Here is a 21,991-nt window from a genome sequence, read left to right as displayed (position 1 = left end):
AGGAAGAGTCCAGATATGAATTCCGAACAGCAGGATGAATCTGTTATGCAGCCTAAGCCACCTGTAATTCCGCCGCGCCAGAAAAAACGCCCCCGCAAGCGCAAATTTATAGCAGGGCTATTGGCAGCCGTTATTCCCGGAAGCGGACATCTCTATTTTGGGCTTCTGCGCAAGGGGATTTCTTTCCTGTTCATTATTTTGCTGGATATTGCGGCTATGCTGTATTTTTCATCTTTAGGCATGCAGATCAATGTTCCGCTGCTTATTTTGCTGGCACTGCTGATTCCTGCCGTGTATTTTTACAATGTATTCGATGCGCTGCAGTCTGCAGACCGTATTCTCCGGCTGCCGGAGGAATCCGAGCCGGAGCTGCCGCTAACAGCGGGCAAGACAGCCAGGCGCCGTGCCTGGATCAGTGAGCCGGGGATTGCCTTTGGTCTGATGCTGCTTTTCGGGGGAGTGCTTATGTTCCTTTTCCGCCAAAAGCCGTTCTGGCTTCAGTACACTATTGAGAACTATGCAGGTGCTGCTGTTGCTGGCGTTCTGATACTTGGCGGTTTATGGCTGGGGGGACGCGAGATTGCCAAGGGTATGCTGGTACGCAACAGCGGCGAACGCCGCCCTCGCCGTGTAGGCCGCTATACAGCTGCTGCAGTGCTCGCCGCCGTTGGCATTCTCCTGCTGCTGGATTGGGTGAACGGAACCGACAGCATGCTGTTATTGCTCAAATGGTGGCCGCTGATCCCGGTACTGTGGGGCGTGGAGTATCTGCTCATTTCCCTGATTTCGCACCGGAGGGGTAATATAACCAAAGCCCCGAGACCCCGGATGGACCTGCGCGGCTTGCTGTCGGCAATAGTACTGGGAGCCAGCGTATTTATTGTGGCTGAACAGGCGCACTATTTGCATCTGTGGAACAAAGTCAGTCTTAATCTGACTGCGGCTGCAGTGGATTACGGGGAGGCGGAAGGGAACCGTTACGAGAAGGCGCCGCTAATTGTACCCGTCGAGCTTAATACCTCCAAGATTACGGTCGATGGTATCAACGGGGATATTCTGATCCACCGCGCTGCAGTGGAGGATATAGAAATTACAGCCACTGTGTGGGTAGATCAGCTGGAAGGAGCACAGGCAGAGGCCGTTTCAGAGCAGTCTTTTGTCCAGGTAGAAGAAGGTCCCACTATTAAAATCACTCCTCAATACAAAACGTACGGCGATTCCGGCAAACGGCAGCCGCGCATGGACCTTGACATTTCGCTCCCGGAAGACCGGCGCTTCAATCTCGATATCCGGACGATGAACGGAGGCATAACACTGCAGAACGTTGAGGCCATTAAAGATATTGCCCTTGAGACTGGTAACGGTGAGCTGATTCTGCATCGTATTTTTGGAAATGTAAAAGGAAAAACATTGAACGGCGCAGTCCGCGCCCGTACAGTTCAAGGCGGAGTTGATCTCTCAACAGGAGGAGGAAGCATGGATGCCTGGGATGTTGCAGGTGCACTGAAGCTCTCCACGGTTGTCGGTAATATCTCAGCTACAGGCAGCGGGGATGAAGTAAGCCTGTCCAGCAAAAACGGAAACCTTACAGTTGACGGTGTAAGGGCGAAGCTGCATGCGGAATCGCTGAACGGCACAATTAATGTCCGGTCAGAGGCGGTTGGCGGGGACTGGGAGGTCTATAGCGCCGTTGGTGATATTAATCTTTACCTGCCTGCTGAAGCAAATTATACAATGGCAGGTTCGAGCGGTTACGGAAACATTAATTCTGAAATTAGCGGACTGATGATTGACAAGAAAACCATTTCCGGCGAAATAGGCACAGGTGAGTATAAGGTGCATGTAGAAGGAAACAGCAGTTTAATTGTGAAGGAATATTGAAAAAAGTAATTTTTATTATATAATAATGAATATAATGTATCTGGCGCGTTGACAACATTCAAATTATGGTTTTACAATTGCAGTATAGTTTTAATTTCTTACATTACGGGTTTAATTTAAAGGCGGTGGAATTGATGGGTAGTGGCGTACAGCATGCATTGGAACAATTAAAGACTACCGGTGTCCGTATTACACCCCAGCGTCATGCTATTTTGACGTATCTGATGGAGGCATTGAATCATCCTACGGCAGACGATATTTATCGTGCGCTGGAGCCGCAGTTTCCAAGTATGAGCGTGGCGACAGTATACAACAATCTGAAGATGTTCATGGAAGCCGGAATGGTGCGTGAATTGACCTACGGTGATAACTCCAGCCGTTTTGATGCTAATGTATCCGATCATTATCATGTCATCTGCCAGGAATGCGGTAAAATCGAAGACTTCAGCTATCCGTCGCTTCATGAGGTAGAGCATGCGGCAGAGCTCGCAACAGGTTTCAAGGTTCACGGATTGCGTATGGAAATGTACGGAGTCTGCAAATGCTGCAGTGAAAACAAGCATTAAGCAGTAAAGGAATTTAAGTGAAGAGCGAGAATTTATAACGTGTGGGATCCGGCAACGGGTATCACGCGTTTTTTGTTATACCGGAGTGTAGAGGCCATTTAATGCCTGTCCTTCCAGCAGATTTGCGCAACCAATGCATTGAACATAGCGTATACTTAAGACTAGAAAACTGCACTTAAATCTATTGATAGTTTTGGAGGATATATTTTGGAGAGCAGAATGAGACAAGGACGTACCCGCAAGCGTGGAAGCCGTTTTAGCCTTTTCGCAGTACTTGTTATTATCGCCGCAGCCGCCTATTGGATCGCTTTCTATGTATTGCCTAACCGTGAGCATACCGAGCCGGACTGGGAAGGCATGAAGCAGCCGGTTTTTGTAAAAGGCCAGTTAACAGGATACTCTGCCAGCGGTACCGGTGACGGTTTACTTTTGCCGCTCCCTTTGCTGCAGGATTATGTTGATCCGGCTATCCGTTATGAAGAAGCTACCAAGTCCGTTATTCTTTCTACAGATAATGATTTGCTATATATGCAGGAGGATTCAACATCGGCCAGCCTGAACAATGAGCCGGTCCAGCTCCGGCTTGCTCCTGAAGAGAAGGATGGAGTGACCTATCTTCCGGCCGATGCTCTTGAAGATCTGTACGGGCTGGAGGTGGAGGAGGACAGCGTCACTGGTGCTGTTCTGCTGATGACTGCCGGAGAGAGCGTGCCGACCGGCATGGTTAAAGGGGAGACAGGCGGCCGTACGAAGGCATTGCGCAATGAGCCGACTATTCATGCGCCAATTATTGCGGACATGCCTCCCGGTACAATGGTACGGATCTGGAATACAGAGAACGAGAATGAGGAATGGCTGTATGTACAGATGGATAGCGGCTATACCGGATATATAAAGACTGCCGATATTACCGCTGACGGAGAAAAGACAGTGGAGCAGAAGGAGTATGTGCCTACGCGTGCAGAACGCAGCTGGAAAGGGAAGGCTGTGAACCTGTTCTGGGAGGCTGTCTATGAGCGAAAGCCTAATCCGGCTAATTTTGGAGAGCTGCCCGGGGTGAACGTGGTCAGTCCAACCTGGTTCAGTATTGTGGATGTTGAAGGTAATGTACGCAGTAAGGCCGATAGTGCCTATGTGGAGTGGGCTCATAAGCAAGGCATGGAGGTATGGGGATTGCTCAGTAACAGCTTTGACGCGGATCTGACCACTGAAGCGTTATCGAGCTATGAAAAGCGGATGAATACAATTGTTCAAATGCTGGAATATGCTGATTTATATGATCTTGACGGAATTAATATTGATTTTGAGAATGTGTACACCAAGGACGGGGAGAATGTCACGCAGTTTATGCGGGAGCTAAAACCGATGGCTCAGGCCAAAAATCTGATTACTTCTATAGATGTTACCCCGAAATCGAATAGTGAAATGTGGTCACTGTTCCTGGACCGGAGAGCGCTTGGCTCAGCAGCGGACTTTTTAATTGTTATGGCGTATGACGAGCATTGGGCGTCCAGCCCCACAGCAGGCTCGGTAGCCTCATTGTCTTGGGTTGAAAACTCGATAAGCCGGATTATTGAGGAGGACGATGTGCCGGCCGAGAAGCTGATTCTCGGTGTTCCGCTCTACACCCGCATCTGGACTGAGACGATGGAGAACGGGGAGAAGAAGGTAAGCTCCAAAGCGGTCGGCATGAAGACGGTTCAGGAGCTTTTGGCGGAAAAGAAACTGACCCCGTCTTTCGATAACGAGGCAGGTCAGAATTATGTGGAATACAAAGTAGACGGTGTGCTTAACAAAATATGGATTGAGGACAAGGTTTCCCTGAAATCACGGGTTGAGCTTGCCAAATCGTTCGGACTTGGCGGAGTGGCTTCCTGGACCCGCAGCTTCGGAACGCTGGAGGCTTGGCAGACACTTCAGGAAATAAGTAAGTAGACGATCCGGTATATAGAAGAAAGGTGCCCCGTTTGGGGCACCTTTCTTTGTTTACATCAATTTTTCAGTGATTTTTCAGTGGGGGAGTGGATAATAAGAAGAGAATTGCACGCCGGGCATTCTAGGGATGCTGAAGCTTTTGACTTTCAAGCTGCTCGGAAGTCAGGGTTGCTTGTGCAGGATCCAGGGTAAGCAGGGTGTGGCAGAACATGCAACGGTCGGTTTTACCGAGCATTTTGGTAAGCTTCCCGCATTCCGGACACTCCAGCTGGACAGCGCTTGTAGACAGCATGCCTGCCCAAAAATAGATGGCCAGACTGGCTGTCATCGAGATCAGTCCGATAACGAGTCCGATAGCGGCAGCTATTTTCCCTGCGGATCCCCAGAATACAATGCCTGCCGTTCCGGCAATCATCAGGCCCATGCCAACCATGGTGAGCAGCAGTCCCCAAGTGCGAAAAGCATTGATTTTAGCCGACTTCATCTTCATATCGCTTAGCTCCTAACTAAAATATAGTTGGGACTTCCGGAAGGAACTGACATGACTATGTAGAATATTATTATTTATAAGAATTATAACTGACGTGACGCAAAATCGCCAAATTTGATGGAGGGAAGCATGGAACTATCCAATTTGACCTTATTGAGTGGAGAAACGTTTGACGAGACTGTCCTGGGCGCTATAGCACTGCGGCAACAGGGTAATGCTTCGTTTGAGAGCGCTCTGCTTCACGATTTTGATATGGTGGTACTGATGCTGCACGAGGAGCAGGAAAAGGAACGGGTTCTGACTCACACCGTTGCAGGTGAGCGGCGGACGCAGACAGTGCATGTAGGTTTGCCTGCACTTGAACGGGCTGTATTGGCAGGGGATAATAACGAACTGCTTACCAGTCTGGTAGCCGGCGAGGTTATCTGGGACCCTAAGGGGATTCTGGGGGAGATGCGGCGTGAAATAGTCCGGTTCCAGGGACCGCTTAAAGAGCGGGTATTGTTTATGGAATTTGCCCGTTTCCTGCACATGTATGTAAAATCCAAGCGCTACCTTGAAGCCGACTGCACGATGGATGCATATAATTGTGTACTTATTGCCTTATATCACTGGGCACGGATTGAGGTCAGCGAGGCGGGATTCTTTCCAAGTCCGGCAGTGTGGGAGCAGGTGAAAAGTCTGAATACCCCGGTACACAAGCTGTATGAGGAGCTGACAGTGAGCACCGAAACGCTTGATCAGAGAGTTGAGCTTATTCTGCTCGCCTGTGAGTTTGCTCTTATGTCCAAAATGTCTGACTGCTGCAGCCTGCTGCTGGATATTCTGGGAAGCCGCAAAGAGTCCTGGAGCATTAAAGAATTATTACAGCATTCCGGTCTAAGTCCGCTTGGTGCTGAATTGCCGCTTGTACTGCGCAAGCTGGTGTCCCGTTCACAGATTAGAGAGATAACGGCCTGGGCCGATGATGCTGCTGAAGGCCGCGCGGTCCGCTACACACTATAGATACAAAAAGATCACCGGTATGCATGCTGTGAAGCTGAATAGGTCAAGCTAAGGAGAGGAAATGTACTCTCTTTTTTTGTTGGTTTTTAGGTGTGGAAGTTGAACAACGATACCAATAAATAAATTGAAAATTAAACTGTTGACTCGGTTGTTAATTCTATGTTAAATTATAACTCGTCCCTCCGACACACTTGAAAGCTGAGAAGCAGAAGGTGATCAACGGAAAAAAGAAATCAAAAAAAGATGTTGACAAAAACGAGGGAAGCATGATATATTATAAAGGTCGCTGCTGACGAGATAATCGAAAGCGACGGCGAGCTTGATCTTTGAAAACTGAACAACGAGTGAGTATCTGGAGATCACTTCGGTGAGATCCAAAAGTAGAGAATGTAAATTCTCGTCAGATGTTTCAAAATGAGCAATCGCTCTTTCTAAATACCAATTTGGAGAGTTTGATCCTGGCTCAGGACGAACGCTGGCGGCGTGCCTAATACATGCAAGTCGAGCGGAACTTATCCTTCGGGGTAAGCTTAGCGGCGGACGGGTGAGTAACACGTAGGCAACCTGCCCCTTAACCTGGGATAACTACCGGAAACGGTAGCTAATACCGGATAATTTCTTTTTTCTCCTGAAGAGAGAATGAAAGGCGGAGCAATCTGTCATTAAGGGATGGGCCTGCGGCGCATTAGCTAGTTGGTGGGGTAACGGCTCACCAAGGCGACGATGCGTAGCCGACCTGAGAGGGTGAACGGCCACACTGGGACTGAGACACGGCCCAGACTCCTACGGGAGGCAGCAGTAGGGAATCTTCCGCAATGGGCGAAAGCCTGACGGAGCAACGCCGCGTGAGTGATGAAGGTTTTCGGATCGTAAAGCTCTGTTGCCAGGGAAGAACGTCCGGTAGAGTAACTGCTACCGGAGTGACGGTACCTGAGAAGAAAGCCCCGGCTAACTACGTGCCAGCAGCCGCGGTAATACGTAGGGGGCAAGCGTTGTCCGGAATTATTGGGCGTAAAGCGCGCGCAGGCGGCTATTTAAGTCTGGTGTTTAAACCTTGGGCTCAACCTGAGGTCGCACTGGAAACTGGGTGGCTTGAGTACAGAAGAGGAAAGTGGAATTCCACGTGTAGCGGTGAAATGCGTAGAGATGTGGAGGAACACCAGTGGCGAAGGCGACTTTCTGGGCTGTAACTGACGCTGAGGCGCGAAAGCGTGGGGAGCAAACAGGATTAGATACCCTGGTAGTCCACGCCGTAAACGATGAGTGCTAGGTGTTAGGGGTTTCGATACCCTTGGTGCCGAAGTTAACACAGTAAGCACTCCGCCTGGGGAGTACGGTCGCAAGACTGAAACTCAAAGGAATTGACGGGGACCCGCACAAGCAGTGGAGTATGTGGTTTAATTCGAAGCAACGCGAAGAACCTTACCAGGTCTTGACATCCCGGTGTAAGCATTAGAGATAGTGCCCCTCTTCGGAGCATCGGAGACAGGTGGTGCATGGTTGTCGTCAGCTCGTGTCGTGAGATGTTGGGTTAAGTCCCGCAACGAGCGCAACCCTTGACTTTAGTTGCCAGCAGGTTAAGCTGGGCACTCTAGAGTGACTGCCGGTGACAAACCGGAGGAAGGTGGGGATGACGTCAAATCATCATGCCCCTTATGACCTGGGCTACACACGTACTACAATGGCCAGTACAACGGGAAGCGAAGCCGCGAGGTGGAGCCAATCCCAGCAAAGCTGGTCTCAGTTCGGATTGCAGGCTGCAACTCGCCTGCATGAAGTCGGAATTGCTAGTAATCGCGGATCAGCATGCCGCGGTGAATACGTTCCCGGGTCTTGTACACACCGCCCGTCACACCACGAGAGTTTACAACACCCGAAGTCGGTGGGGTAACCCGCAAGGGAGCCAGCCGCCGAAGGTGGGGTAGATGATTGGGGTGAAGTCGTAACAAGGTAGCCGTATCGGAAGGTGCGGCTGGATCACCTCCTTTCTATGGAGAATCGTTCTCTGCAATGGGGACATTCAAATTTAAAATCTAACCGGTCGGTTAGTTACTCACTCGTTGGTCAGTTTTGAGAGTTTAAGCTCTCAAGTAAGTACCTTGATCCTTGAAAACTGGATACCGAAACGAATTTGCGTTTTAGAACATCTTTTAGCTGAAACTTGTGTAAGCAAGTTGAAATAGTTATTAGTTGATACGAATTTTTCTGTGAAGGAAATGAAGATCTTGAATTTATTCAATGGTCCGATATTTCTCCTCCGGAGAAAATCGAGGTTAAGCTAATAAGAGCACACGGAGGATGCCTAGGCGCCAGGAGCCGACGAAGGACGTGGCGAACAACGAAACTGCCTCGGGGAGCTGTAAGCAAGCTTTGATCCGGGGGTGTCCGAATGGGGAAACCCAGCTGTGGTAATTCGCAGTTACTCGTATCTGAATACATAGGATGCGTAGAGGCAGACCAGGGGAACTGAAACATCTAAGTACCCTGAGGAAGAGAAAACAATAGTGATTCCGTCAGTAGCGGCGAGCGAACGCGGAACAGCCTAAACCAGGGGGCTTGCCTCCTGGGGTTGTGGGACGTCTCACATGGAGTTACAAAGGAATATGGTAGGCGAAGAGGTCTGGAAAGGCCCGCGATAGAGGTAAAAGCCCTGTAGCCGAAATGATATTCTCTCCGAGACGGATCCCGAGTAGTGCGGGGCACGTGAAACCCCGTATGAATCCGGCAGGACCATCTGTCAAGGCTAAATACTACCTGGCGACCGATAGTGAAACAGTACCGTGAGGGAAAGGTGAAAAGCACCCCGGAAGGGGAGTGAAATAGAACCTGAAACCGTGTGCTTACAAAAAGTCAGAGCCCTATTAATGGGTGATGGCGTGCCTTTTGTAGAATGAACCGGCGAGTTACGTTTAACATGCAAGGTTAAGGTGAGAAGCCGGAGCCGCAGCGAAAGCGAGTCTGAATAGGGCGATTTAGTATGTGGACGTAGACCCGAAACCGTGTGATCTACCCCTGTCCAGGGTGAAGGTGCGGTAACACGCACTGGAGGCCCGAACCCACGTACGTTGAAAAGTGCGGGGATGAGGTGGGGGTAGCGGAGAAATTCCAATCGAACTCGGAGATAGCTGGTTCTCCCCGAAATAGCTTTAGGGCTAGCCTCGGTGAATGGAGTGATGGAGGTAGAGCACTGATTGGGTGCGGGGCCCGCAAGGGTTACCAAGCTCAGTCAAACTCCGAATGCCATTAACTTCTTGCCGGGAGTCAGACAGTGAGTGCTAAGATCCATTGTCAAAAGGGAAACAGCCCAGACCATCAGCTAAGGTCCCCAAGTGTGTGTTAAGTGGGAAAGGATGTGGAGTTGCACAGACAACCAGGATGTTGGCTTAGAAGCAGCCACCATTTAAAGAGTGCGTAATAGCTCACTGGTCGAGTGACTCTGCGCCGAAAATGTAACGGGGCTAAACACACCACCGAAGCTATGGCTAGATGCTTTGCATCTGGGGTAGGGGAGCGTTGTATGTAGGTTGAAGGTGTACCGTAAGGAGCGCTGGACAGCATACAAGTGAGAATGCCGGTATGAGTAACGAAAAGATCAGTGAGAATCTGATCCGCCGAAAGCCCAAGGTTTCCTGAGGAAGGCTCGTCCGCTCAGGGTAAGTCGGGACCTAAGGCGAGGCCGATAGGCGTAGTCGAAGGACAACAGTTTGAAATTACTGTACCACCGTAATCCGCTATGAGCGATGGGGTGACGCAGGAGGGTAGTGACGCGGACTGATGGATGTCCGTCTAAGCAGTGAGGCTGGTGTGTAGGCAAATCCGCACACTGTTAAGGCCAGGCTGTGATGGGGAGCGAAAATTGTAGTAGCGAAGGTCATGATCTCACACTGCCAAGAAAAGCCTCTAGCCAGGAGAAGGTGCCCGTACCGCAAACCGACACAGGTAGGCGAGAAGAGAATTCTAAGGCGCGCGGAAGAACTCTCGTTAAGGAACTCGGCAAAATGACCCCGTAACTTCGGGAGAAGGGGTGCCTCGGTAGGGTGAATAGCCCGAGGGGGCCGCAGTGAAAAGGCCCAAGCGACTGTTTAGCAAAAACACAGGTCTGTGCGAAGCCGCAAGGCGAAGTATACGGGCTGACGCCTGCCCGGTGCTGGAAGGTTAAGGGGAGTGGTTAGGGGTAACCCGAAGCTATGAACCGAAGCCCCAGTAAACGGCGGCCGTAACTATAACGGTCCTAAGGTAGCGAAATTCCTTGTCAGGTAAATTCTGACCCGCACGAATGGCGTAACGACTTGGGCGCTGTCTCAACGAGAGATCCGGTGAAATTTTAATACCTGTGAAGATGCAGGTTACCCGCGACAAGACGGAAAGACCCCATGGAGCTTTACTGCAGCTTGATATTGAATTTGGGTACGATCTGTACAGGATAGGTGGGAGCCGTAGAAACAGGAGCGCAAGCTTCTGTGGAGGCGCCGTTGGGATACCACCCTGATCGTATCTAGGTTCTAACCTGGTGCCCTTAACGGGTACGGGGACCGTGTCAGGCGGGCAGTTTGACTGGGGCGGTCGCCTCCTAAAGAGTAACGGAGGCGTTCAAAGGTTCCCTCAGAATGGTTGGAAATCATTCGAAGAGTGCAAAGGCATAAGGGAGCTTGACTGCGAGACCAACAAGTCGAGCAGGGACGAAAGTCGGACTTAGTGATCCGGTGGTACCGCATGGAAGGGCCATCGCTCAACGGATAAAAGCTACCCTGGGGATAACAGGCTTATCTCCCCCAAGAGTCCACATCGACGGGGAGGTTTGGCACCTCGATGTCGGCTCATCGCATCCTGGGGCTGAAGTAGGTCCCAAGGGTTGGGCTGTTCGCCCATTAAAGCGGTACGCGAGCTGGGTTCAGAACGTCGTGAGACAGTTCGGTCCCTATCTGTCGTGGGCGCAGGAAATTTGAGAGGAGCTGTCCTTAGTACGAGAGGACCGGGATGGACGTACCGCTGGTGCACCAGTTGTTCCGCCAGGAGCATGGCTGGGTAGCTACGTACGGACGGGATAAGCGCTGAAAGCATCTAAGCGTGAAGCCCCCCTCAAGATGAGATTTCCCAATTAGTAAGACCCCTTGGAGACGACGAGGTAGATAGGTTGGAGGTGGAAGTGCAGCAATGCATGGAGCTGACCAATACTAATCGGTCGAGGGCTTATCCAACATTAATTCGCAGATTCGTTTCGGATTCAGTTTTCAGGTGATCAAGCCTGTATATATTCCCTGATAGCTCAGTTGGTAGAGCACTCGACTGTTAATCGAGTTGTCACAGGTTCGAGTCCTGTTCGGGGAGCCATATGGAGAGGTGTCCGAGTTTGGCCGAAGGAGCACGATTGGAAATCGTGTAGGCGCCACAAGCGTCTCGAGGGTTCGAATCCCTCTCTCTCCGTTCCTTATGGATATCATTAGTATGGCCCGTTGGTCAAGGGGTTAAGACACCTCCCTTTCACGGAGGTAACAGGGGTTCGAATCCCCTACGGGTCACCAATATTTCTTTAAAAGCTTGACTTTTTAATTGAGAAATGATATGATATAAAAGTTGCTGGTTTTGATGGAGGCTTAGCTCAGCTGGGAGAGCATCTGCCTTACAAGCAGAGGGTCGGGGGTTCGATCCCCTCAGCCTCCACCATATATATTTTTTACTGACGCGGGGTGGAGCAGCCCGGTAGCTCGTCGGGCTCATAACCCGAAGGCCGCAGGTTCAAATCCTGCCCCCGCAATTATTTGGAACCGTGGTGTAGTTGGCCTAACATGCCTGCCTGTCACGCAGGAGATCGCGGGTTCGAATCCCGTCGGTTCCGCCATTTGTATCACAACTTTATATGGCTCGGTAGCTCAGTCGGTAGAGCAAAGGACTGAAAATCCTTGTGTCGGGGGTTCGATTCCCTCCCGCGCCACCATGATTGTTACAATAGAATATGCCGGTGTAGCTCAATTGGTAGAGCAACTGACTTGTAATCAGTAGGTTGGGGGTTCAAGTCCTCTCGCCGGCACCATCTGTGGAGGCTTAGCGAAGTGGCCAAACGCATCAGACTGTAAATCTGCTCACGTACGTGTTCGGTGGTTCGAATCCATCAGCCTCCACCATCTTTAGGGGCATAGTTTAAAGGTAGAACAACGGTCTCCAAAACCGTTGGTGTGGGTTCAATTCCTGCTGCCCCTGCCAATGTAATACTTTAAAGCTTAATATGGCGGCCGTGGCGAAGGGGTTAACGCACCGGATTGTGGTTCCGGCATTCGTGGGTTCGAGACCCATCGGCCGCCCCATTAATTTTGAAGTGTGAAATTGTAATAATAGCTTAATATGGCGACTGTGGCGAAGGGGTTAACGCACCGGATTGTGGTTCCGGCATTCGTGGGTTCGAGACCCATCAGTCGCCCTTTTATTACTACAATGAAGATTGAAATGAATATTGGGGATTAGCCAAGCGGTAAGGCAACGGACTTTGACTCCGTCATGCATAGGTTCAAATCCTATATCCCCAGCCATTTATGCGGACGTGGCTCAGCGGTAGAGCATCGCCTTGCCAAGGCGAGGGTCGCGGGTTCGATTCCCGTCGTCCGCTCCATTTTATGGCGCCATAGCCAAGTGGTAAGGCAAAGCTCTGCAAAAGCTTTATCCCCAGTTCGAGTCTGGGTGGCGCCTCCATTGATTTTGGAATAATAAGCTTGAATACGCCGGCGTGGCGGAATGGCAGACGCGCTCGACTCAAAATCGAGTGGGAAACCGTGGAGGTTCGAGTCCTCTCGCCGGTATAGCTAAAGGGTCCCTTAGAGATAATCTCTAAGGGACCCTTTTTTTATTACTGACTAACTCATTTTCGTTAAGTGATACAGTTATTCTTCTAACTTCATCAGCAGCTGATGAATACGTAGAGACATTCCCGCAGGTTCTTCTTCCATGCCGCGTACGATCCAGTCCTCAATAACCCCGACTACCCCTGACGCAATAAACAAACTTTCAGTTTCTTCATTTAATGATGATTTAATACGATCTCTGTTATCCTCAAGCATTTCCTGTAAGATCTTCTTTTTAAAAAACTGCTTAAATTTTTCGGAGGTTAATAATGTGTCTTCCGGATTAGTAAGCACGTTAAATAATGTCCTGTTTCGATATATGTAGTCTGTAAGTTTATTAATAAATTGCATAATATCATGATGATTCTTAATTGGAAAGGAATCATCATAGAACTGATTTAACTGATCAAACATCTCAGCTTCAATTTCATTATATAAATCGTAGATGTCCTGATAATGCAAATAAAAAGTACTTCTGCCGATGTCAGCAAGCTCCGAGATTTCCAAAACGGTTATTTTAGAAATAGCCTTAGTATTTAATAATGTCAGAAAAGCTTGTTTTATCGATGCTTTAGTTTTAATAGATCGTCTATCTCCCACAATTAACCCCATTTCTGTACAATTAGGCTTCGCCTGTTCATTAATAAACAAATAAAATGAATTGACTATACTATTTTATACATCTGCTGATTACAATAAGAAAAATCAAAGGAATATAAGAGGTGATTCACGTGAAGTCATTTCGCTTGGCCAAAAAGGATGAATTACAAGAAGTTGCTGCCTTGTTAACTGATTCATTTTTAGAATATCCGTTGTTTCCGCTAATTTTGACCCAGGATAAGGACTATAAAAAAAACTTGTATAGACTTAATTATACTAATACAAAATCATATTATCAGCAAAGTGCGTGCTTTGTAGGGATTCTAGACGGAAAAATTGTTTCTGCTGTTCTGCTGAAAAAAAGCGGGGCAAAGGGACCGGGCTTTGTTCAATATCTGTTAAACGGCGGATTAGCACTGGCTGCTCAGCTTGGCATAAAGCGAATTCTTCATATTCTGGGGACACTGGATAAAATGAAGGAGGCTTGTGATCGTTACGGGAAGGAGAGCTGGTACATTGATTCCTTTGCGGTGGCGAAGGGTTTTCAAGGAAAAAGCCTGGGGAGCACCTTGTTTAATAATTTTCTATTCCCTTACATCAGTGAACGTGGGGGCGGCCGGATCACACTGGTTACCCACACGGAGCTGAACAAAAGGTTTTATTGTAAAAATGGTTTTAAGGTTTTTAACGAATTCGGTATTGGGCCGAAGGGGAATTCAATACCGAATTATAGCTTCGAGCTGAATATTAACCCTGTTTAATACTCATGAAATTATGATTTTATCTGATTTGCTTATAGGTATTCCAGCTTACAGCAAGATGTCCGATGGCAAAAACTACAGCAGCTGCAGCAAAGAGAAGAGAGTCTATCCATACGGCAAGCAGACTAAAGTAAAGAACCGGGAACATGGCCATAGGTAAAGAGAGCGGTCCTAATGGTTTGAATAACATGCTGAATGTTCTGCCGGACCGGTAGTAGCGCAGCCAGCACATATAGTAGAAGATTAAACAGATTAACATTAACCACCCTAAAGAAGATACGGGCTGTACAGCGATCTTCTGGCCGAACAGGATGGGCAAAGTAAAGCAGGCAATCTGACCAGCCCGTTCCAGCGCATTAAAGATTACAGGCGGAGCTGTGAGTGATGGCGGGACATTGCGCGGAGCGAAGAAGATGAACAGCAGATTCGGCAGCAAAATTAAAAGAGGCAGAATAAAACCTATGAAATGCAGTCCCATTGTCAGGCTCCGTTCTACTTTAAAATATTGACTTAAAAATAGCGCAAAGGGCTGCAGACTGTCAAAGCATTCTGTCACTGCTGTTAAAATAAGCAAAGCAAAGAAAGAGTACTCCACCTGCCGAAGGGACTGGTAAGAGTACTCTTCTCTATTTATCGTGGGCGGCTGTGCAGGCTTGTCAGCTGCTTAAGGCAGCTTGTTGCCGGCAGCGCGGTAAATTTCATACCATTCCTGACGGGTCAGGGTAATGTCAGAAGCTTTGGCAATATCAAGCAGGCGCTGAGTGTTGGTTGTACCGACAATCGGCTGCATACCGGCAGGGTGTCTTAACAGCCAGGCGATGGCGATAGCCGTGTCAGCGACCTCTTTTTCAGCTGCGAGACGGTTAATTACTTCATTCAGCACAGGGAACTTGTCATTACCCAGGAATACCCCTTCAAAGAAACCGTACTGGAACGGGGACCAAGGCTGGATTGTCATGTCGTGCAGACGGCTGTACTCCAGAATGCCTCCATCATGCACTACGGATGCAGCATTGGTCATATTCACATTGAAGCCGGCATCAATCATTCCGGAGACCATGATGCTAAGCTGCAGCTGGTTGAAGAGCAAAGGCTGCTTTACATTCTTTTTGAGCAGCTCGATTTGCAGCGGGTTCAGGTTGCTGACGCCGAAGTGTTTGACCATACCCTTTTGCTCGAGATAATCAAAGGCTTCAGCTACCTCCTCAGGCTCCATCAGAGTGTCCGGGCGGTGCAGCAGCAATACATCTACATAATCAGTTTTTAGGCGCTTCAGGCTGTTCTCGACCGATTGTACAATGTGCTCTTTGGAAAAGTCGAAGAACCCGTCACGGATTCCGCATTTGGTCTGAACCAGCAGTTTGTCGCGCATACCGGGGCTTGCTGCTACAACCTCTCCGAATACTTCTTCAGCTTTACCTCCGGCGTATATATCTGCATGGTCAAAAAAGTCAATTCCCGCCTCTAGGGCACTGTGAATATGCACATCCGCCTCTTTCGGGGAAAGCTCGGCAATCCGCATACATCCAAGTGAAATTTGTGCTACCTCAAGCTGGCTGCTGCCTGCTTTAATTTTTTTTACCACTTTGCGTTCACTCCTCGTTTGTAAGGTTCCTGGTTTAGTGTAGACCTTAGAGTTAAGTGTAAGTCAACAGGTTTTTGAAGCGCTTTTAATTGTACTTAAATGGTGTTACTTTAGAGATGGGCCGTAGCCATACGGCAGAAGGGAGCTGCAATCATGGGATATAGCATCAAAACCATATCACAAAAAAGCGGACTGAGCCAATATACGCTGCGTTACTACGAAAGAGAGGGTGTACTGCCTGAGGTAGCCCGGGACGAGCACGGAAACCGTTGCTTCCACGATGAGGATCTGGAGCTAATTTCGTTAATTTGCTGTCTGAAGGATACCGGTATGCCGATTGCCGACATTAAGCAGTTTATCTCGCTCTCCAAAGAGGGGCATAGCTCACTCTCTGAGCAGCGGAGGCTGCTGCAGGAGCATAAGGTGCATATTGATGAGAAGATAAAATTTTTTCAGACGTTTGCGGAAAAGGTGGAGCATAAGATTGCTTATTTTGCTTCGCTGGAGGAGCGGGCAGAGACGGAAAATAATGAAGCATAGAAGTGATGAATGTCGCTGATATTCTTATGGATATAATGGAAAACGCCTGTTTTGTTAGGTAATATAACATAAAAATCGGCTTTTTAATGACGAACTGCTGATGTGTCTTGACGATATTCCCTCTGATGATATGATTAGGGTAATTAAGAAAGCAAATTCAAAACCATCACGTTACTAAACATAACATTTTATCGAATAACTTTCTTGGATGGACTAACAGAATAAGCTCTTGTATAAGCTCATTAATCCGGTTTGAGCGTTTCGACCAGGCGACCGTAAATTGCCCCAGGCTACAAGAGGTGCAGGAAAGAATTATTGTTCTATGTGCGGCTATTGTGGCTGCGTGTGAATGGTGTCTGCCCTGTGCCTTTTGTAACCTGGGGTTTATTTGTCGTGCGCGGAACTGAATCTAAATTCAAAAGAAGAGGTGCGTATTCATGAGTTATGATCTGATCATTAAAAATGCGAGCATTCCGCAAGGCGACAGACAGGTACTGACAGACATTCTGGTGAACAATGGTGTGATTGTGGGCTTTGCGAAGGATTTTGAGGGGGATGCGGCCGAGATTATTGATGCCGGCGGGAAGCTGGTGCTGCCGGGCGTTATTGATTCACATACGCATTTTAATGATCCGGGGTTTACGCACCGTGAGGATTTTGTGACCGGAACAAGCAGTGCCGCGGCCGGCGGGGTAACGATGATTGTAGATATGCCTTGCTGCAGTGTGCCGTCGGTCCGTTCTGCGGATAACCTGTTCAACAAGCTGAATGCACTGGAAGGCAAAGGAATTGTCGATTATGCGATGTGGGGCGGCATTACTGGTGAGGACGTACGCAACAATGTGCTGCCTGAGATTATCAGTGAGCAGATTGCGAATGGAGTAGTTGCTTTTAAAGTATATATGACGCCGTCCGTGCCGAGTTACCCGCGTGTGACCGATCCGGAGATGCTGGAGGCATTTGCTGCTGTATCTCCTACCGGGCTGCCAATTGGTATCCATGCTGAAAACTTTGCCATCTGTGATTATTTTACTAACAAGCTGAAGGGTGAAGGACGTATGGATTACCCGGCTTGGGCAGAAGCACGTATGGCGCTCGCTGAGAAAGCCGCAATCCAGCTGGGGATTAGCTTTGCTGAAGAGACAGGTGCCAGGCTGCATATCGTGCATATGAGTACGGGGGCCGGTAACGAGCTGATCCGTGAAGCCAAGCTGAAGGGAACCAAGGTGACGGCGGAATCCTGTCCGCACTACCTGACACTGAATGCGGTAGATGCGATGACCGAGTTCGGTACGTTCGCCAAGATCGCGCCGCCGCTGCGTACTGCAAAGGATAATGAAGTGCTGTGGCAGGGCCTGACAGACGGAACAATTGACTTCATGGCTACTGACCATGCCCCGTATGAAATTGCCACTGAGAAGGATGCGCCGGGGATGGATGTCTGGACTTCTTTTCCGGGAATCCCGGGGGTAGAGACACTGGTGCCGATTATGATCAGCGAAGGCTACAACAAAGGCAGACTGAGCCTCTCCCGGCTGGTAGAGCTGCTCTGCACAAATCCGGCAATCCACTACGGACTATATCCGAAAAAAGGGGCGCTGGAGATCGGTACTGACGCTGACTTCACCATTGTGGATCTGGAGAAAGAATGGACGCTGGATAAGGATCAGATGCACTGTAAGCCGAAATATACGCCGTTCCATGGTATGAAGCTTAAAGGCAAGGTGGATAAAACGATTGTGCGCGGTACGCTGGTCTACGATGATGCGCTGGGTGTTGTCGGCAAGCCGGGCCACGGTGAATATGTGAAGCGCCAGACGATCAGCGAGCTTCCGCGCCTGCTGAAATACTAAACCGAAGGGAACGTGATTAATATGGGAAAACACGCAATTGTAGTCATAGATATGCTAAATGATTTTATTCATCCGGACGGAGCACTGACTTGTCCAAACGGGGCAGGGATTGTACCAGCACTGCAGGACCTGATAGCATTCAGCCATGAAAATGAGATCCAGGTGATCTTTGTACAGGAAGCACACCGCAAAAACGATGCTGACTTCCGGGTCCGGCCGGTTCACGCTATTAAAGGCAGCTGGGGATCGGATTTCATTGCTGAGCTTACACCTGATGAGTCAAAGGGAGATTATGTGGTGCAAAAGAGACGCCACAGCGCGTTCAGCTATACGGATATGGACCTGTTCCTGCGGGAAGAGGGGATCGACACGGTAGCTGTTACCGGGGTATGGACCAATGTCTGTGTCCGCTCGACGGCGTCGGATGCGATGTACCATACGTATAAAGTTGTCTGCATCAGCGACTGCTGCGCTTCCAAGGATGAGGAGATGCATCTCTCGGGGCTGCGCGACATCGGGATTTTTGGCGAAGTGGTAACGCTGGAGCAGTATAAAGAGAAGTATGCGGTGGTAAAGGGCTAAGCGGGTTAGCAGGTTTGCCGGGAAGCGGCTAGCCGCTGTCCTGTGCGATTGTTAGGCGGATGGGATTGACCGGGTCAGAGCCCACTGGCTGTACTGAGAATAAACGGCAGATTAAGTATGCTACTTGCGGGTGCTGCCATTAAGCAGCATATGAACTGCAAATAATGGCCTGTATAGTACACAACAAATAACAGCCCCTGTATCGCCGGGAATGCTTCCGGTATACAGGGGCTGTTGTCTGCGCTATTGCCAGGATCGGAGCTGAACGAGCTGCTTTTAGCAAATTAGGTGGAATTTCGCCACTTATTTCTTCGTCAAACAACGGATTTAGAGTAATAGTGGGAAAAAGTCCACTTAAATGTCCCTAATATGTCCCTAAAGGGGCATATGGACCGAATTAGGTGACGTTTGTCCACCTAATCATCGTAAATGTTGATAAATGCTGGGATTAGGTGGAGGAAATCAACCTAATTGTTGGAATGCTCTAAGGGACAATTACTTGTGGCATTATTACGCCTGTTATCGCGCGCGCACACTGCTCAAGAGAACCGCTGCCGGTACTGGCGCGGTGAAATCCCCTCCAGCTTCATGAAGCTGGAGCTGAAATAGGGCGCCTGGTTGAAGCCGACCTCCTCGGCGATCCGGGCAATCGGGAAGCTGGTCTGCATCAGCAGCAGCTTGCTCTGCTCGATCCGGTAGCGCAGCAGGTATTCCATCGGAGGACAGCCATACTCCTGGTTCATGCAGCGGGCAATGTAGACCGGATGGAAGTTGAGGCAGTCGCCCAGCATACCGGTTGTGATCTCCTCGCGGTAATGGGCGCGGAGGAAGGAGGCCGCCTGCTCAGCGCAGGCGGTGGACTGGGACGCGGACCGTTCGCGGTGCACGGAGGCGGAGAGCTGCTGCAGCACCTCCTGGAACAGCATCTGCTGCTTGAAGCGGACGGCATCCAGGTGGGCGTTGACTTTAAGGAGCTCGAGCTGGGCGAGCAGTTCCTCCATCCGGGCCGGCTGCAGCAGCGTCATATACTGCGACAGCCGGAGGCTGAAGGTACGTGCATTATACAAGTTGTAATGGGCAGACTCCTCGGTGGTATCCCGTTCACGGGGAGCTTCCGCATGACAGCTTACAGAGCACCACGGACCCGGGGTTTGAAAATGGAGCCAGTAGTAGGAGCCGTCCTCCCGGCAATCTGCGGTCCCGTAATGATGGCAGTCCGGGCGGAGAATCAGCGCCTCGCCGGCCTGCACTTCATACTTTCGGTCTTCTTCTCCGAGATAGAGGCAGCCCTCCCGGACGACCAGCAGATCAAAGACATTAATATTATGGCGGTTCACATGGCGGAAGCCCTGCGGAAAACGGGTAAGTCCGCTGATAATATAATGCGGCAGCGGCGGGCTGGAGAATTGAAGCAGACTCATGGCATCCTCCTGCAGATCAGGTTTAGAAATTGAAAGTTTAGGTTGGGAATTTGCTACATTTCCCGTAGTATATCACCTATAATTTACTCCTAGCAAGGTAATCTATAGGCAGGTTACAGTGATACTATCTAAGAGTGCAGCAGGATGAGGGGGAGTTCAATTAGTGAAACCCAACGTAAAACTAAAAACAGGAAATGTGGGGCTCTGGGTGCTGGCCTGGCCGATATTTATTGAGATTTTTCTGCAGACGCTGCTGGGAACCGTGGATACCATTATGGTCAGCCGCATTTCGGACGATGCGGTAGCGGTCGTCGGGATATCGAACCAGCTGTTCGGGGCGCTGACAACATTGTTCACCACCTTTGCCGGCGGGGCTGGCATTCTGATTGCCCAGCGGCTCGGTTCGGGACGGCAGGAGGATGCCCGTGTAATAGCAATAATGGGTGTTACTGCAAGTACGGTGCTGGGACTTATCGTCAGCATCATTATGTTTCTGTTCGCGGACCCTATCGGCGGAGCGCTGAATATATCCGGAGAGCTGATTCCGCTCGCCCATGTCTATCTGACCTATGTCGGCGGCGGATTATTCCTGATAGGTCTGACCGCTTCCCTGGGCTCGGCTATCCGCAATACGGGCAACACCAGGGGGCCGATGTATACGGGGGTAGCAGTCAATGTGATACACATTATTCTGAATTATATTTTTATCTTCGGCATGTTCGGACTGCCGCAGCTGGGACTTGGCGGAATCGCCATTTCCAATGTAATCAGCCGAGGGCTTGGCGCGATAGTCCTGCTCGTGATGTTCTGCGGCGCCTTTGAACGCAGAATCCGGCTGCGGGATTTCGCTACCTTCAAGCAGAAGCTGTTCGGGGAGATTGTGAAGATCAGCTGGCCGCTGGGCCTGAATTCCTCAGCCTGGGTAGTCTCACAGCTGGCTATTTACTCTTTTCTGGCTATGCTCGGGGCAAAAGAGCTGGCGGCACGCACCTATCTGAACACGCTGGAATCCTTCTGCTTTACGCTGGGTTATGCAGTAGCGATGGCAGGCCAGATCCGGATTGCTACTTTGTTCGGCGCACGTCAGCTGTCCGAGGTCTACCGCAGCGCGTTCAGGACACTGTATATCGGACTTGCGATTGTCAGCGCGAATGTTGTGCTGTTGTTCGCTTTTGGCAAAGCACTGCTTGGAATGTTTACGGTCGACGGGGAGATTATCTCCATCGGGGTGACGCTGCTGGCGCTGAATCTGCTGCTGCAGCCGTGCAAAATGCTCAACATGGCCATGGGCAACGCGCTTAACGCTATCGGCGATACCCGCTATACGATGACGATTTCCTTGATCTGCATGACTACTATAGGGATCGGCGGCTCATACCTGCTCGGCATCAGCTGGGGCTGGGGGCTGGTCGGCATTTACTGCTGCATGATCGCCGATGAAGCGGCGAGAGGGCTGCTGGTGCTGCGGCGCTGGCGCGGACGGAAGGTGCTGTATGCGGCAGAGTCGCAGGATGGAGGCCGGCAGGCTGTCCAGTGCAAGGCGGCAGAGGCTTCTTTTTAATAATTTAATATCGGATATTCACCCCGGTGCTTTCTTCTGCTTCAGTGCTACCGGGGCTTTTTGGCGTGCGGATATAGGCCGTTATCCTGTGATCCTTCACAAAAGTTGTAAAAGTTCACCCGCGGAACCGCAACATAATACAGGAATACCCTGAAGCGCTACTATCCGGTCGGACGGGGCTTTTCTATACTTGGGTCATATACAGGCATAGGAGAGTGAGGGCTTTGAGACAGCGCACACGCAAGACCGGAATACCGCTGGCGATAGAGCTTCCTTTAAAGGGAGGCGCTCCTGCAGCTTCACCGCCGGGGGCTGGCACCATAAAGAAGAAAAAGAAGGGTTTTCTGCACGAGCTGATTCATAACCGGGTTCTGTTCC

Annotated in this window: 14 protein-coding genes, 16 tRNA genes, 2 rRNA genes and 1 riboswitch; of the genes, 27 read left to right on the top strand and 5 right to left on the bottom strand. The window is 49.9% G+C overall.

Annotated features, from left to right (window positions below; translation table 11 throughout):
* Window positions 1–15 precede the first annotated feature (15 nt).
* From R70331_RS26415 to R70331_RS26405, 3 genes are all read left to right on the top strand, one after another.
* Window positions 16–1,881, top strand: a complete 1,866-nt coding sequence (locus R70331_RS26415; protein ID WP_081947761.1) for a DUF4097 family beta strand repeat-containing protein — start codon at window positions 16–18, stop codon at window positions 1,879–1,881.
* A gap of 134 nt (window positions 1,882–2,015) precedes the next feature.
* Entirely contained in the window at window positions 2,016–2,447 is a 432-nt protein-coding gene (gene perR, locus R70331_RS26410; RefSeq protein WP_042180787.1) for a peroxide-responsive transcriptional repressor PerR, read from the top strand.
* A gap of 219 nt (window positions 2,448–2,666) precedes the next feature.
* Window positions 2,667–4,382, top strand: a complete 1,716-nt coding sequence (locus tag R70331_RS26405; protein WP_042183289.1) for a glycosyl hydrolase family 18 protein — start codon at window positions 2,667–2,669, stop codon at window positions 4,380–4,382.
* Window positions 4,383–4,503: 121 nt separating this feature from the next.
* Here the strand turns inward: R70331_RS26405 and R70331_RS26400 are convergent, their stop codons facing one another.
* Window positions 4,504–4,872, bottom strand: coding sequence for a YgzB family protein (locus tag R70331_RS26400; protein ID WP_042180785.1), 369 nt, complete (start codon window positions 4,870–4,872; stop codon window positions 4,504–4,506).
* 129 nt (window positions 4,873–5,001) lie between these two features.
* On the opposite strand from R70331_RS26400, the gene R70331_RS26395 reads away from it, so the two are divergent.
* From R70331_RS26395 to R70331_RS26305, 19 genes are all read left to right on the top strand, one after another.
* Window positions 5,002–5,877, top strand: a complete 876-nt coding sequence (locus R70331_RS26395; RefSeq protein ID WP_042180784.1) for a nucleotidyltransferase-like protein — start codon at window positions 5,002–5,004, stop codon at window positions 5,875–5,877.
* 440 nt (window positions 5,878–6,317) lie between these two features.
* Window positions 6,318–7,865: ribosomal RNA gene (locus R70331_RS26390) — 16S ribosomal RNA — on the top strand.
* Between the two features lie 283 nt (window positions 7,866–8,148).
* A 23S ribosomal RNA gene (locus tag R70331_RS26385) occupies window positions 8,149–11,075 on the top strand.
* The 16S and 23S rRNA genes sit together here with 16 tRNA genes alongside, the layout of an rRNA operon.
* Window positions 11,076–11,132: 57 nt before the next feature.
* Window positions 11,133–11,208 (top strand) — tRNA-Asn (locus R70331_RS26380).
* Window positions 11,209–11,211: 3 nt separating this feature from the next.
* Window positions 11,212–11,301: transfer RNA gene (locus tag R70331_RS26375), tRNA-Ser, on the top strand.
* A gap of 23 nt (window positions 11,302–11,324) precedes the next feature.
* Window positions 11,325–11,399 (top strand) — tRNA-Glu (locus R70331_RS26370).
* 66 nt (window positions 11,400–11,465) lie between these two features.
* Window positions 11,466–11,541: transfer RNA gene (locus R70331_RS26365), tRNA-Val, on the top strand.
* A 17-nt stretch (window positions 11,542–11,558) separates the two neighbouring features.
* Window positions 11,559–11,632, top strand: a tRNA-Met gene (locus tag R70331_RS26360).
* A gap of 6 nt (window positions 11,633–11,638) precedes the next feature.
* Window positions 11,639–11,716, top strand: a tRNA-Asp gene (locus tag R70331_RS26355).
* A gap of 20 nt (window positions 11,717–11,736) precedes the next feature.
* Window positions 11,737–11,812: transfer RNA gene (locus R70331_RS26350), tRNA-Phe, on the top strand.
* 20 nt (window positions 11,813–11,832) lie between these two features.
* Window positions 11,833–11,908: transfer RNA gene (locus R70331_RS26345), tRNA-Thr, on the top strand.
* 5 nt (window positions 11,909–11,913) lie between these two features.
* A tRNA-Tyr gene (locus R70331_RS26340) sits at window positions 11,914–11,999 on the top strand.
* Between the two features lie 5 nt (window positions 12,000–12,004).
* Window positions 12,005–12,078, top strand: a tRNA-Trp gene (locus tag R70331_RS26335).
* A gap of 25 nt (window positions 12,079–12,103) precedes the next feature.
* A tRNA-His gene (locus tag R70331_RS26330) sits at window positions 12,104–12,179 on the top strand.
* A 40-nt stretch (window positions 12,180–12,219) separates the two neighbouring features.
* A tRNA-His gene (locus R70331_RS26325) sits at window positions 12,220–12,292 on the top strand.
* Window positions 12,293–12,326: 34 nt separating this feature from the next.
* Window positions 12,327–12,401 (top strand) — tRNA-Gln (locus tag R70331_RS26320).
* A gap of 5 nt (window positions 12,402–12,406) precedes the next feature.
* Window positions 12,407–12,481 (top strand) — tRNA-Gly (locus R70331_RS26315).
* 6 nt (window positions 12,482–12,487) lie between these two features.
* Window positions 12,488–12,561 (top strand) — tRNA-Cys (locus tag R70331_RS26310).
* A 28-nt stretch (window positions 12,562–12,589) separates the two neighbouring features.
* A tRNA-Leu gene (locus R70331_RS26305) sits at window positions 12,590–12,668 on the top strand.
* An 81-nt stretch (window positions 12,669–12,749) separates the two neighbouring features.
* On the opposite strand, the gene R70331_RS26300 is transcribed toward R70331_RS26305, so the two are convergent.
* Window positions 12,750–13,310 carry a TetR/AcrR family transcriptional regulator gene (locus R70331_RS26300; protein ID WP_042183287.1) on the bottom strand — a complete coding sequence of 187 codons (561 nt, stop codon included), beginning with the start codon at window positions 13,308–13,310 and terminating at the stop codon, window positions 12,750–12,752.
* A gap of 131 nt (window positions 13,311–13,441) precedes the next feature.
* Between R70331_RS26300 and R70331_RS26295 the strand changes: the two genes are divergently transcribed.
* On the top strand, window positions 13,442–14,071 hold the full coding sequence (locus R70331_RS26295) for a GNAT family N-acetyltransferase (protein ID WP_052419228.1): 630 nt from the start codon (window positions 13,442–13,444) through the stop codon (window positions 14,069–14,071).
* Window positions 14,072–14,090: 19 nt separating this feature from the next.
* Here R70331_RS26295 and R70331_RS26290 read toward each other — a convergent pair whose 3' ends face one another.
* Both R70331_RS26290 and R70331_RS26285 read right to left on the bottom strand, forming a co-directional pair.
* Complete coding sequence (locus tag R70331_RS26290; RefSeq protein WP_156131201.1) at window positions 14,091–14,645, bottom strand: hypothetical protein; 555 nt, start codon at window positions 14,643–14,645, stop codon at window positions 14,091–14,093.
* A 90-nt stretch (window positions 14,646–14,735) separates the two neighbouring features.
* Window positions 14,736–15,656: an aldo/keto reductase gene (locus tag R70331_RS26285; protein ID WP_156131200.1), complete on the bottom strand. Its 921-nt coding sequence runs from the start codon at window positions 15,654–15,656 to the stop codon at window positions 14,736–14,738.
* A gap of 153 nt (window positions 15,657–15,809) precedes the next feature.
* Here R70331_RS26285 and R70331_RS26280 point away from each other — a divergent pair, with 153 nt between their 5' ends.
* The 3 genes from R70331_RS26280 to R70331_RS26270 all read left to right on the top strand — a co-directional run bounded on the left by R70331_RS26280 (window position 15,810) and on the right by R70331_RS26270 (window position 18,631).
* The gene (locus tag R70331_RS26280; RefSeq protein ID WP_042180778.1) at window positions 15,810–16,196 is read left to right on the top strand and encodes a MerR family transcriptional regulator; all 387 of its coding nucleotides are present in this window, start codon (window positions 15,810–15,812) and stop codon (window positions 16,194–16,196) included.
* A 209-nt stretch (window positions 16,197–16,405) separates the two neighbouring features.
* Window positions 16,406–16,509, top strand: a riboswitch (purine riboswitch).
* Between the two features lie 124 nt (window positions 16,510–16,633).
* A complete protein-coding gene (gene allB / locus R70331_RS26275) occupies window positions 16,634–18,049 on the top strand; it encodes an allantoinase AllB (protein WP_042180776.1) in 1,416 nt (471 codons plus the stop codon).
* Window positions 18,050–18,070: 21 nt separating this feature from the next.
* Window positions 18,071–18,631: a cysteine hydrolase family protein gene (locus R70331_RS26270; RefSeq protein ID WP_042180774.1), complete on the top strand. Its 561-nt coding sequence runs from the start codon at window positions 18,071–18,073 to the stop codon at window positions 18,629–18,631.
* Between the two features lie 539 nt (window positions 18,632–19,170).
* On the opposite strand, the gene R70331_RS26265 is transcribed toward R70331_RS26270, so the two are convergent.
* The gene (locus tag R70331_RS26265) at window positions 19,171–20,052 is read right to left on the bottom strand and encodes an AraC family transcriptional regulator (protein ID WP_042180772.1); all 882 of its coding nucleotides are present in this window, start codon (window positions 20,050–20,052) and stop codon (window positions 19,171–19,173) included.
* A gap of 163 nt (window positions 20,053–20,215) precedes the next feature.
* Between R70331_RS26265 and R70331_RS26260 the strand changes: the two genes are divergently transcribed.
* The gene (locus tag R70331_RS26260; protein WP_231576362.1) at window positions 20,216–21,613 is read left to right on the top strand and encodes an MATE family efflux transporter; all 1,398 of its coding nucleotides are present in this window, start codon (window positions 20,216–20,218) and stop codon (window positions 21,611–21,613) included.
* Window positions 21,614–21,991: the final 378 nt, after the last annotated feature.

It is taken from the genome of Paenibacillus sp. FSL R7-0331 (assembly GCF_000758645.1).
Classification (GTDB): Bacteria; Bacillota; Bacilli; order Paenibacillales; family Paenibacillaceae; genus Paenibacillus_AQ; species Paenibacillus_AQ camerounensis.
Note: the sequence above shows the minus strand (reverse complement) of the source record. Positions and strands in the feature narration are given on the sequence as shown.

Bases quoted from the DNA above. Each gene is read 5' to 3' on its own strand.
- R70331_RS26415 (WP_081947761.1), top strand. From the start codon at position 16: ATGAATTCCGAACAGCAGGATGAATCTGTTATGCAGCCTAAGCCACCT.
- perR (WP_042180787.1), top strand. From the start codon at position 2,016: ATGGGTAGTGGCGTACAGCATGCATTGGAACAATTAAAGACTACCGGT.
- R70331_RS26405 (WP_042183289.1), top strand. From the start codon at position 2,667: ATGAGACAAGGACGTACCCGCAAGCGTGGAAGCCGTTTTAGCCTTTTC.
- R70331_RS26400 (WP_042180785.1), bottom strand. From the start codon at position 4,872: ATGAAGATGAAGTCGGCTAAAATCAATGCTTTTCGCACTTGGGGACTG.
- R70331_RS26395 (WP_042180784.1), top strand. From the start codon at position 5,002: ATGGAACTATCCAATTTGACCTTATTGAGTGGAGAAACGTTTGACGAG.
- R70331_RS26280 (WP_042180778.1), top strand. From the start codon at position 15,810: ATGGGATATAGCATCAAAACCATATCACAAAAAAGCGGACTGAGCCAA.
- allB (WP_042180776.1), top strand. From the start codon at position 16,634: ATGAGTTATGATCTGATCATTAAAAATGCGAGCATTCCGCAAGGCGAC.
- R70331_RS26270 (WP_042180774.1), top strand. From the start codon at position 18,071: ATGGGAAAACACGCAATTGTAGTCATAGATATGCTAAATGATTTTATT.
- R70331_RS26265 (WP_042180772.1), bottom strand. From the start codon at position 20,052: ATGAGTCTGCTTCAATTCTCCAGCCCGCCGCTGCCGCATTATATTATC.